Below are 12,569 nucleotides of genomic sequence, written 5' to 3'. Positions count from 1 at the left end.
GCTGTGGAATACCAAATGAACAGTTTATGGCCTGTACCTGCCTACCGTTGTCCTTACTACTGACTTTTGGATTACAGCACGTCAAATAGGGTTATAGTGGCAGGTTTTACTTTCCAGAAATCAGGCCTACTACATTCTTATGCTTTCTCAGGGTTTGTATAATTTACCTACCACCAACTTATCACCAGATACATCTACCTCAAATAAACGGGGAATTCGGAGGTATCTGCCGTTAACACTTCGGTGGCTATGGACTGACATTAGCAGTTTGCCTTGCAAGGTATGGAACAACATGCCGTGCCCGTAATTAGGAGGGGTGATGGGGTCTTTTTCATGAATCCAGGGGCCGTCCAGAGTTCCGCTTTTAGAGTAGGCTACTCCCTGGGTGTATACATCGTGAACCCAGCTGGTCCATATCATTCCCAGCCGTCCGGTTCCGGTTTTGAATAGGTAAGGGCCGTCTGTTACTTTGTGGGGGCCTTCTTTGCCGGACTTGTCTTTGTCACGACTCCAGGGAGAATCAAAGGCTCTGAACAGCACTTTCCCTTTGCCAATGGTACCACTTAGATCAGGTTTTAGCTCTATCTTTTCAATGGTGCCATTCAGGTTCTGCAACCACTCGTAGCAATACACCATGTAAGGCTTGCCGTCTTTATCAATCCAGAAAGTTCCATCTAAAGTAGGCTGATTAGCCGGCAAATAGGTAGGGTCTTTCATGGGTGCGTAAGGCCCATTTGGTTTGTCGCTTACCAAGACATGGCTGGCGCGGCGTTCTATCACATTCCCTTGTACGGTGTCAATCTTAACGGCTTGGTTTGTAAAGGTGGCGAAGTAATAGTACTTTTTTTTATATGGATGGATCTCGGCGGCCCAGATCATCGGTTTGGGGCCCATCCAGGAGTTAGGGTCTGTTTTGGCCACCTTAAAAGGTCCTTTCCAGGATTTCAGGTCCTTGCTTTCCCACAGCATTCCTCCGGTACCGGTCATGTAGTACGTGTTGGTTTTTTTGTCTGCTAGAATGAACGGATCACTCATGATAATAGAATCTAGGGGGACATTTTCTCTGATCTCATTAGTGCCTCTTTGCTGGGCTATACCCAGTAAGGGAAGCAAAAAATAACCAAGCAGAGCAAGTAGATAGTTTTTCATAGTATCTTATCAATAGTTGTGGGTTAAGTCAGGCGTATCACCTGCTCTGTTCCTGTTTTTGTGTTGCTTTTTGAAAACCGGCCTATAAGCGACTAGTAGTATTTCTGGCTAGTGAACCTGTAAAAGATTCTTTGTTTATTGGTAAAGCGTTAGAACCGTGTAACTACTAGAGTATACATTAGTAGCTTTTTAGACAAAAGAGGAGCGTACAAATGTTGATTTACACCTATAATGAAGAAAAAATGCTAAAAACAGCAACTTTCTGGAGGTGCTTAAAAAAGTAGCTCTGAAGAGTCTGATGCGCAGCTTGCCAGTTTATATGGAAGTTTGAAAAAAATATGTCCAAAAAGAGCTAACTCGTGCTCTGTAATCATGAGCGGGAGAGGTCATGAGTTGCCTTGAAAGCAATACCCATGCTATCACCGCTTCTGTGCTTAGTTTTCCTTTACCCATTCATGCGAAATATTTACGTTTTACTTCTCTTTTGTCTGCTCACCCTTACTGGCCAGGCACAACAATTGGGTGACAAGCCCGGTACCTTTACCCTTGGGAACAAAGAATTCCTGCTCAACGGCAAACCCTTCGTGATTAGGGCGGCAGAACTGCACTATCCGCGTATTCCACGTGAATACTGGGAGCACCGCATCAAGCTGAGCAAAGCCATGGGCATGAACACCGTCTGCATTTACCTGTTCTGGAACCTGCACGAGCAGCAGCCTGGCCAGTTTGACTTCAAAGGCCAGAACGATGTAGCAGAGTTTGTGAAACTGGTGCAGAAGAACGGCATGTACTGCATTGTGCGCCCTGGTCCGTACGTGTGCGCAGAGTGGGACATGGGTGGTCTGCCCTGGTGGCTTTTGAAAAAAGAAGACGTACAGGTACGAACCCTGCAAGATCCTTATTTTATGGACCGTACCAAGCTGTTCCTGAAAGAGGCTGCCGAACAGTTAGCGCCCATGCAGATCCAGAATGGCGGGAACATTATCATGGTGCAGGTGGAGAATGAGTATGCCACTTTCGGCAATGAGCAAGCCTACATGGAAGCTACCCGTGACGCGGTGCGTGAGGCTGGGTTTGACAAGGTGCAGCTTTTCCGCTGTGACTGGCCTTCTAACTTCAACAAGTACAAACTAGACGGTGTGGCCACCACGCTCAACTTTGGAGCAGGCACCAACATAGACAATAGCTTCAAGGCGTTCCAAGAAATGTACCCAACTGCGCCGCTCATGTGCAGCGAGTACTGGTCGGGTTGGTTTGACCATTGGGGACGCCCGCACGAAACCCGCTCAGTGAGCAGCTTCATCGGGAGCCTGAAAGACATGATGGACCGCAAGATCTCCTTCAGTTTGTACATGGCGCACGGCGGTACTTCATTTGGGCAGTGGGGTGGCGCCAATGCACCTCCTTATTCGGCCATGGCCACTTCCTATGACTACAATGCCCCTGTAGGTGAGCAAGGCAATACCACCGAAAAGTTCTTCGCGGTACGTGACTTGCTCAAGAACTACCTGCAGGAAGGTGAGACCTTAGGGGAGATTCCGGCCGCCAAGACAATTATTTCAATTCCTGCTTTTGCGTTAAATGAAAGTGCCGAATTGTTCTCGAACTTACCCAAAGCAAACAAAACCGAGCGGATTCAACCCATGGAGAACTTTGACCAGGGGTGGGGCCGCATCCTGTACCGCACTACCGTGCCTGCCTCGGCTTCCGGGCAGAGACTGCAAATCACAGATGTGCATGACTGGGCCACGGTATTCGTGAACGGAAAACAAGTAGGAAAACTGGACCGCCGCAGAGGCGATAATGCCTTGAAACTGCCCGCCTTTACTGGTGATGCGCAAATGGATATCTTGGTGGAAGCTACAGGCCGGGTAAACTATGGCAAGGCAATCATTGACCGGAAAGGCATCACAGAGAAGGTGGAAGTGTCTAACGGCACGAAAACAACCGAACTCAAGAACTGGCTGGTTTATAATTTCCCGGTGGAGTATGACTTCCAAAAGAAAGCCAAATTCAAAAAAGGAACGGCAACCGGACCGGCTTGGTACCGGGGAACATTCAACCTGAACCAAACCGGCGATACTTTCTTAGATGTAAGCAAATGGGGCAAAGGCATGGTGTGGGTAAACGGCCAGAATTTGGGCCGTTTTTGGAAAATCGGTCCCCAACAAACGTTGTTCGTGCCGGGCGTGTGGCTCAAGAAAGGCAAGAACGAGATCATCGTACTGGACGTGGACCAGCCGGAGGCAGTAACCGTTGCAGGCTTGAAAGAACCTATATTGGACCAGCTTCGGGCAGATGAATCTTTGCTGCACCGGTCCAAAGGACAACAGCTGGACTTAGCTGGCGAGAATCCGGCGCACACGGGCTCGTTCCCGGCGGTAAGCGCCTGGCAAGAGGCCAAGTTTGACAAGGCTGTAACCGGACGTTATTTCTGCTTTGAAGCTTTGAGCGCGCAAAAACCAGATGAACCGTTTACCTCTGTAGCAGAACTGGAATTATTGGATGAGAAAGGAAACCCCATCTCGCGCCTGAAGTGGAAAGTAGTTTACGCCGACAGCGAAGAAGTAACCTCAGCTAACAACGCTGCTGACCGCGTGTATGACCAGCAGGAATCTACCTTCTGGCATACCCAATACGGCGCAGCAAAACCAAAGCACCCGCACCAATTGGTCATTGATTTAGGAGAATCAGTCACTGTAAAGGGCTTCCGGTATCTGCCAAGATCAGACAAAAACACCTCCGGAATGGTGAAAGATTACCGGGTTTACGTCAAAGACACTCCGTTCAAGATGTAGCAAATAGCATTTTATCTGAAGTAGAAAAGGGAGGCATTTGCCTCCTTTTTCTACTTCAGATAAATCTACTTTACATATAAGCGGTGCCTCTGCAATTAATGAGATCCAGCCTCTTCTATACAACCTTCGTGCAAAGTGTCTAAAAATTGCTCCTGCCAACTCTACTCTTGTATGAACCGTCTTAATAAGCACTCCTCCGTTTGTAGGAAATCAGCACCTATGGATAAACCTATTGAAAAAGATTTGATGAAAAGCTGCCTAAGCCTTTGTGTTGCCTTGATTTTACTTGTGTCTGCCTGCACACAACAGATTACAACCAATTCTGGGTCTTCGGCCCAAAACACCAAAAGCCCGCAGGAGAACTACAGTGCGTACCTGTTCGCTTATTTTACCGGGAACACAAAAGAGGAAGAGGCTATCAGGTTTGCCATCAGCAATGACGGGTATAATTACCGGGCTCTTAACGGAAACCAGCCTATCATTCCTTCTGCCCAGATTAGTTCTACCGGCGGAGTGCGTGACCCGCATATTTTGCGCGGTGCCGATGGAAAGACCTTTTACATGGTGGTGACCGACATGGTGTCGGCAAACGGCTGGAGCTCCAACCGGGCCATGGTCCTGTTGAAATCTACAGACCTGGTTAACTGGACCTCCAGCGTGGTCAACATACAGAAACGGTTCCCGGGAAACGAGAACCTGCTAAGGGTATGGGCTCCCCAGACCATTTATGACCCTGAGGCCAAAAAGTATATGGTTTACTTCTCTATGAAGCACGGCGAAGACCCGGATAAAATCTACTATGCCTATGCAAACAAAGAATTTACTGATCTGGAAAGCGAGCCCAAGCAACTGTACTTCAGTCCAACCAACGGTGCCGCCATTGATGGCGACATTGTCTTCAAAGACGGCAAGTACCACCTGTTCTTTAAAACCGAGGGGCAGGGCTCAGGCATAAAGGTGGCCGTCTCTGATAAACTGACCGAAGGCTATGTGTTGAAAGACCGCTACGTGCAACAGACTACAGACCCGGTAGAAGGAGCGGGGGTATTTAAGCTGATCAATGAGCCCGGTTACATTCTCATGTATGACGTGTACACCAAAGGCAGATACCAGTTCACCAGGACCACTGATCTGGAGAATTTTACCGTAGTAGACCAGGACGTGTCCATGAATTTTCACCCGCGCCATGGTACTGTTATTCCAATCACCGCCCAAGAATCTGAAGCATTGGTAAGTAAGTGGATGAGGGCCGAAGATGTGCTGCTTTCTGCGCAGGCGCAGGAAATCAAAAAGATAAACGTGGCAATTGACTCAACTAAAAAGACGCTTCGTTTGCCCGTGAAGGCGGGTACCAATCTAAGCTCCCTCAACCCAGAGTTCATCACCTTTCCCGGCATAAAAGTATCCCGTTCTGAGGGCGATTTTACCAAAGGAGGAGTAAACTACACAGTAGGGATTAAGGGCCAGGAACCCCAGACCTATACCGTTACGGCACTTGAGGCCCGTAACCCGATACTGGAAGGCTACTTCGCTGATCCAGATATCATCTATGCTGAGAAGACGGGCAGGTATTACATTTATCCAACCAGCGACGGGTTCAACGGCTGGTCGGGTACTTATTTCAAGACCTTTTCTTCCAGTGATCTGGTGAACTGGAAAGATGAAGGAGTAATTCTGGATTTACCCAAAGACGTGAGCTGGGGAAAAAGGAATGCCTGGGCTCCTGCTATCATTGAGAAAAAGGTAAACGGCCAGTACAAGTACTTCTATTACTTCACGGCGGCTCAAAAGATAGGGGTAGCGATGTCAGACAGCCCTACTGGCCCTTTTGTAGATTCAGGTAAACCGTTAGTAGATAAATTCCCTGAGGGGGTGAAAGGCGGCCAGCAAATTGACCCGGATGTGTTCACTGATCCTAAAACTGGAAAGAGTTATTTGTATTGGGGGAATGGCTACATGGCCGGTGCCGAACTAAACGAAGACATGGTGTCTATCAAGCCTAATAGCACTAAAGTACTCACGCCAGATAGGACCTTCAGAGAAGGAACCCACGTGTTTTTCAGAAACGGAACCTATTACGTGATGTGGTCCGAGGATGACACCCGTAGCGAGAACTACCGGGTACGGTACGGAACAATGACCTCACCCTTAGGAAAAATCACGGTTCCGGCTAATAACCTGGTCGTCGCCAAAGACCCTGCTACAGGTATCTATGCCACGGGCCACAATTCAGTTATTCAGGTGCCGGGCAAAGACGAGTGGTACATTGTCTACCACCGGTTCAACTATCCAAAAGGGATTACCATGGGCAGTGCCGCCGGGTTTAACCGCGAGGTGTCCATTGACAGAATGGAGTTCAATCAGGATGGTACCATCAAGCAGGTAAAACCCACCCATGAGGGAATTAAACCTGTAAAGCTGTAATAAGCAGTAGCTCCATGAAAAGACATTCCCTTACACTGCTAGCGGTTTTCTTGTTGATAGCAGGTACTACAGCCGTGGCTCAGAAGAAGTCCAGAATGCCTCAGGAAAAGGACATGAAGGCCTACCTGATGGCGTATTTTAAAGACGATACCCACGGACTGTATTTTGCTCTGAGCAAAGACGGCTACAGCTTTACAGATATAAACAATGGCAAACCTGTCATAGCCGGTGATACCATTGCCGAGCAGCGGGGCATTCGGGACCCTTATATCATGCGGGGGCCAGATGGTACGTTTTACCTGGCCATGACCGACCTTCACATTTATGCCCAGAAAGCTGGGTTCCGTGACACAGAATGGCAACGTGACGGCAGGCAATACGGCTGGGGGAACAACCGGGCGCTGGTGCTCATGAAGTCAAAAGACCTGATCAACTGGACCCGTACCATTCTGCGGGTAGATCAGACTTTCCCGGAGTTGGGAGATATTGGTGCCGCCTGGGCACCCGAAGTCATTTACGATACCGCCAAGAAGAAGCTGATGCTCTACTACACCATGCGCTTCGGGAACGGCCATAACAAACTGTACTACGCGTACATGAATGATGATTTCACCCAGTTTGAGACTAAGCCAGAGTTGCTGTTCCAATACCCCAAAGACATCACGTACATAGATGCGGATATCACCAAAGTAGGAAACAACTACCACATGTTTTACACGCCCCATGATGGCACGCCGGGTATTAAACAGGCGGTGTCCAGTTCCATTAACAGCGGTTATGTGTACGACCCAGAATGGTATGATCCAGAACCCAAGGCCTGCGAGGCGCCTACCGTGTTCAAGCGTATCGGGCAAGAAAAGTGGGTATTGGTCTACGACATCTATGGCATTCAGCCCCATAACTTCGGTTTCAGCGAAACTACTGATTTCAAGACCTTCAATCATCTGGGCCATTTCAACGAAGGCGTGATGAAAGCCACTAACTTTTCTTCTCCCAAGCACAGCTCCTTTGTGCATCTAACCAAGAAAGAGGCGAAGCGCCTGGCTAAGCATTGGGGGTACAAAGAAAAGTTTTAAAGTTGCCCAGGTATGAAGCAGTTACTCTTTTTGCTGCTAGGCTGTTTAAGGTTAGTTCAGCCTATTTTCTTCAGGCAAAGGCAATCTAAAAGGCAGAGTCCTTTACCAAGAACTTCAACCCGCGCCACGGATTAGTAATTGGCATCACGCGCGAAGTAGCCGATCGTTTAGGTTAGAAATGGGTTGGGGTTCCCGCTTCATTGTTCGAAAAAGGCATTGAGGCTAAAAAACAGTAAGCACCCCAGCTTTTATTCACAAAGACAAAGACCGCGGGTTTTGATTTTTTATCTGAAATCAAACGGTAAACACATGGTAGCACCGCTTTAAGTACAAAGCATTAATTTAACAGTACACCAGCAATCGTTTTATTTTTCAACGAAACGGCATGAAACAAAAGAATTACACGGTTTGGAACATAAGACCAATCATTATAGCCCTTACATGGGTACTTGTTCAAGGAGGCATATCACAGAAAGGAAACGCGCAAACAAAAAGCGGTAGCCAGGGAGAGAAAGTAACGATGCAGGTTGATCTCACGAAGCCTATTGGTCCTATGTACCCGGCCTGGGCTTGGTTTGGCTATGATGAGCCAAACTATACCTACATGAAGGACGGGAAGAAATTGCTTTCAGAAATTGCCCAATTAAGCCCCGTGCCGGTGTACGTCCGTACCCACAGCCTGTTGGTCACCGGCAACGGGGAAGCTGCCTTGAAGTGGGGCTCTACCAACGCCTATACCGAAGATGCTGCCGGGAATCCAATTTATAATTGGAGCATCATTGACAGTATTTTTGATACGTTTGTCCAGAGAGGCATGAAGCCCTTGGCGCAGGTAGGGTTTATGCCCCAAGCCCTTTCTACCAACCCCGAACCGTACCGGCATTATTGGAAGCCCGGCGATCCTTACACCGACATTATCACTGGTTGGGCCTATCCACCGAAAGATTACAACAAATGGGCGGAGCTGGTATACCAATGGGTGAAGCATTCGGTGGAGCGCTACGGGCAAAAGGAAGTAGAGAGTTGGTACTGGGAGCCATGGAATGAGCCGAACGGGCATTACTGGAAAGGCTCTATGGAAGAGTTCTTCAAATTGTATGATTATACCGCCGATGCGATTAAACGAGCCTTGCCTACCGCTAAAGTAGGAGGGATTAATATAGCTGGCACAGGTGGGAGAGGAGCACAGAATTGGTTGCATGCCTGGGCCAAGCACTGCCTGGAGGGCACCAACTATGCCACCGGCAAAAAAGGCTCTCCGGTTGATGCTATTCTTTTTCACGCCAAAGGAGGGCCACGTCTGGTGGATGGGCACGTGCGAATGAACATGGGTACTCAGTTACGGGACATAGAGGCAGGTTTCAAATTTGTGAATGCTTACCCGCAGTTTAAGAACTTACCAGTAATCATTGGCGAATCTGACCCGGAAGGATGTGCCGCCTGTGGCATGGCTACCAACCCCGAAAATGCTTACCGGAACGGCACCATGTACTCCAGCTATACCGCCGCCTCTTTTGCCCGCAAATACCTGCTGGCCGACCTGCACAAGGTGAACTTTGCCGGTGCTGTTTCCTGGTCGTTTGAGTTTGAGAACCAGCCTTGGTTTTATGGGTTCAGGGATTTGGCCACTAACGGTGTAGATAAACCGGTGCTAAATGTGTTCCGCATGTTTGGCATGATGAAAGGCGATAGAGTGAATGTAAGCTCAACTCAGGCATATGGTTTACGAACCGCCGTTGACTCTAGCTTTCACAAATCCTTCACCGACATTAATGGGTTAGCCTGTAAAGATGCCAAGGAAGCAACCGTCATGCTTTGGAACTACCATGACGATGACATCAAAAGCGAGGCTGAAACAGTAGCGGTGCGCATCAATGGGATACAAGCAAAAAAAGCCAAATTAACTTACTACCTCATAGACAGCAAGCACAGCAACTCCTATGAAATTTGGAAAAAGATGGGGTCACCTAAGAACCCTACTGCAGAACAAATCAAAGAATTGGAAAAAGCAGGCCAGTTGCAGATGGCAGGCTCACCTAAGAAAATCGCCATCAAAAACGGCACCGCAGTAGTAGATATGTCTTTAGAGCGGCAAGGTGTTGCGCTTCTGAAACTACAATGGTAAAGATGCTTTTTATGAGGAGATCAAAAACGCACTTGAAAATTAATTTTTGAAAGACCTTCATGTTGAACAGTCGCATACAATGAGAAGTACCTTCCAATTATATCTTTTGCTAACATCTTACCTGCTAATGGGCTTTGTCGCAGTAGCTCAGACGTCGCAGGAAAATATTTTCCGTTTTCAAGCCAAAGGCAATCCTATCATTACCCATAAGTTTACAGCCGATCCGGCAGCAATGGTAAAGGGAGATACGCTTTGGCTGTATGCAGGGCATGATTTTGAGGGCGGGCAGAAGGGCTATAAAATGAAAGACTGGCTGGTCTATTCTACCACTGATTTGAAGAACTGGAATGAATATCCTGTGCCTTTAAAAATAACTGATTTCACGTGGGCAAAAAGCGGAGATGCCTATGCGGGCCACGTGGTGGAGCGGAACGGAAAGTATTATTGGTATATCAGCACCAACTGGTCAGGCATCGGAGTTGCCGTTGCTGATCGGCCCGAAGGACCCTTCAAAGATGCCTTGGGGAAACCGCTTTTGACAAATAAAGACAGCTTTGCTTCCAGCCATTCCTGGGCTACCATAGACCCTGCTGTGTTTATAGATACTGATGGACAGACCTGGCTTTTTTGGGGCAACCGGGAGTGCTATTACGCCAAACTCAAAGAGAACATGATTGAGATTGACGATGAAATCAAAAGAATTAATTTCAAGGATTTCAATTTTACAGAAGCCCCTTGGGTGCATACCTACAGAGGGAAATACTATCTATCCTATGCAACCGGGTTTCCAGAGAAAATTGAATATGCCATGGCTGATAAAATTGAAGGGCCCTACACGTCAAAGGTATTCTAAACGAGATTGCCGGGAACAGCAACACTAACCATCATGCTATTGTAGAATTCAAAGGGAAATGGTACTTTATTTACCATAATGGAGCCATCCAGACTGGTGGTTCTAGTTATAGCCGTTCTATTTGCATTGACTACCTGGAGTACAACCGAGATGGAAGTTTGAAGCGGGTAGTGATGACCACCGAAGGGGTAAAACCAGTAGGAAAGAGAAAATAACCCTTTAGGGAGCAACCTTTTCAATCAAGAGGATTTTGAACTTCAAATGTGCTAAACATGAAACTTAAGTTCTTCTCTTTTCAATAGTAAGGTAATAATACCGGGGAAGTCTATACTCTTTTTTTGCGCAAAGCCCTAGAAGGGATGCATCATTAGAAGGAGGATGTTAGAAGTTAGGGAAAGGATTTCAGATGCTTGGGAAATTACTGAAGTGTAGTGAGATATGATGTTGCTGATAGAATCAAAAAAGCAAGGCTTCTAAAAAGAAGCCTTGCTTTCAACTAAATATGACAAAGTTGTTATTTGCTTTGTAATGACGTTATTCTAGTTGTACCCAGGGTTTTGCTCCAGAACAGCATCTTTATTTAAGTCTATCTCATTTCTTGGAATAGGCATTAGAAGGTGTGTTTTTGAAAGGCCCGTAATAGGGTTAACAGGTGGATTCCCATTCAATCGCATGGCTCTCTCCACAAGGGTACCGGTCCGCATAAGGGTTAAGCGACGGTTCTCCTCACCTATAAGTTCCCTGATTCTTTCATCTAAGATAAAGTCAAGGTTCATATCTGCTGCTGTAACACGAGGGGCATTCGCTCTTTCTCTCAGAACATTGATAGAAGCAGCTGCTTCTGCCATTTTGCCTTGTTTAACCTGTGCCTCAGCGCGCAGCAGGTACGTTTCCCCTAGCCGCATCAGGATGAAATCCTTCCACATCCCAAACCCAAATACATCTTGTGGATCAAAGTGACTCCACTTGGTGATATATGGGTTGATGATAAATAAGGTATCGGGGCCTGTGTAAGGTACTTTCTTCTTGTAGTCAACGAATTTTGGGTCGTTATACCAGAATTCCCTGCGGATGCTGTATTTTGAATTGCGCATGTCCTGTTTATCGTACAAGCCATACAAAACAAAGTTGTTAAGTCTGATCCTGGCTATACCACGTCCTCCAAGCGAATCGGCTGCAAGCATTCCTCTTCTGCTGTGGTACGAGGCCTGCCAAATCCGGCGGTGCTGTGGGTTACCCGTCATACCCCCTGGAACATCTCTGGGGTTTTCCGCTTCCATTACCCAGATACCCTCTGTGTTGCCTTGGTCTCTGCGTTGGTTTCCGGGTATAAACATATCAGAGAACGGATCTCCTGGTTGGTTTGCCTTTACTCCGTAACGGGCTTTTATCAAACTGAATTTACCGCTGTTGATGACATTGTTAGCCTGAGCCTCCGCTTCGGCATTTTTTCCCATTCTCAGGTAGGCTTCAGATAAAAGCTGGTGGGCCATGTACTTATTTGCTCTTGCCTGTGTTTTTTTCGTGGTGCCAACGTCCTGAAGATTTGCAGACGCAAACAATAGATCGTCTTCAATCAACTTGTTCACTTCTGCTAAAGAAGACCTTACAAAGTCAGTCTTTGGGGCACTTAGAGGCTCTGTGACTAACGGAACTGCACCAAATGCAGTAGCTAACAGGTTGTAGGCAAAACCCCTGAAAAAGCGTGCTTCAGCATTTATCCTCTTTTTCTGATCTTCGGAAATACCAGTAAGGGCAGGATTCTCAATATTCTTAATGATCACATTGGTGTTGTTCACCATCACATAGGCCCATCTCCAGGTATCTGCTGCGGCTCCGTCTAAAGGGGTTAAGGTGGCGTAGTTTACATAGGGAAGTTCAATGCCTTGTGGCTGCACTGACCAGGTGATATCTGTTCCAACTTGCCAAACAGCTAACCAGCCTTGGGCGCCACTCATGGAATATAAGGTGCTTTGGTGGTTGTACAAGCCAATCAAAGAGGCCTCAAAGCCGGCTGGGTCACTTAAGGTTGAGGGAGAGTAGGAACTCAGGACTTCTTCCTCCAGAAAAGACTTATCACAGGCGGTAAACGTCTGAAGGCTTATACAAGCGCCAATTATAACTTTTATATACTTGTTCATGGG

Annotated in this window: 7 protein-coding genes; 5 read left to right on the top strand and 2 right to left on the bottom strand. The window is 47.3% G+C overall.

Annotated elements, in window-relative coordinates; all coding sequences use genetic code 11:
- Positions 1–147 precede the first annotated feature (147 nt).
- A complete protein-coding gene (locus tag DC20_RS04405) occupies positions 148–1,149 on the bottom strand; it encodes a glycoside hydrolase family 43 protein (protein WP_062542723.1) in 1,002 nt (333 codons plus the stop codon).
- A gap of 455 nt (positions 1,150–1,604) precedes the next feature.
- Between DC20_RS04405 and DC20_RS04400 the strand changes: the two genes are divergently transcribed.
- The 5 genes from DC20_RS04400 (at position 1,605) to DC20_RS04380 (ending at position 10,425) form a co-directional block, all read left to right on the top strand.
- Entirely contained in the window at positions 1,605–3,947 is a 2,343-nt protein-coding gene (locus DC20_RS04400; protein WP_062545789.1) for a beta-galactosidase, read from the top strand.
- A gap of 219 nt (positions 3,948–4,166) precedes the next feature.
- Positions 4,167–6,371: a family 43 glycosylhydrolase gene (locus DC20_RS04395; RefSeq protein WP_071885377.1), complete on the top strand. Its 2,205-nt coding sequence runs from the start codon at positions 4,167–4,169 to the stop codon at positions 6,369–6,371.
- A gap of 14 nt (positions 6,372–6,385) precedes the next feature.
- Positions 6,386–7,447, top strand: a complete 1,062-nt coding sequence (locus tag DC20_RS04390) for a glycoside hydrolase family 43 protein (RefSeq protein ID WP_062542722.1) — start codon at positions 6,386–6,388, stop codon at positions 7,445–7,447.
- A gap of 385 nt (positions 7,448–7,832) precedes the next feature.
- Entirely contained in the window at positions 7,833–9,572 is a 1,740-nt protein-coding gene (locus DC20_RS04385; RefSeq protein ID WP_083470236.1) for a GH39 family glycosyl hydrolase, read from the top strand.
- Positions 9,573–9,699: 127 nt separating this feature from the next.
- Positions 9,700–10,425: a family 43 glycosylhydrolase gene (locus DC20_RS04380; protein WP_218918734.1), complete on the top strand. Its 726-nt coding sequence runs from the start codon at positions 9,700–9,702 to the stop codon at positions 10,423–10,425.
- A 539-nt stretch (positions 10,426–10,964) separates the two neighbouring features.
- Here DC20_RS04380 and DC20_RS04375 read toward each other — a convergent pair.
- Positions 10,965–12,566 carry a RagB/SusD family nutrient uptake outer membrane protein gene (locus DC20_RS04375; protein WP_062542721.1) on the bottom strand — a complete coding sequence of 534 codons (1,602 nt, stop codon included), beginning with the start codon at positions 12,564–12,566 and terminating at the stop codon, positions 10,965–10,967.
- Between the last annotated feature and the right edge of the window lie 3 nt (positions 12,567–12,569).

This window comes from Rufibacter tibetensis, assembly GCF_001310085.1.
Classification (GTDB): Bacteria; Bacteroidota; Bacteroidia; order Cytophagales; family Hymenobacteraceae; genus Nibribacter; species Nibribacter tibetensis.
Note: the sequence above shows the minus strand (reverse complement) of the source record. Positions and strands in the feature narration are given on the sequence as shown.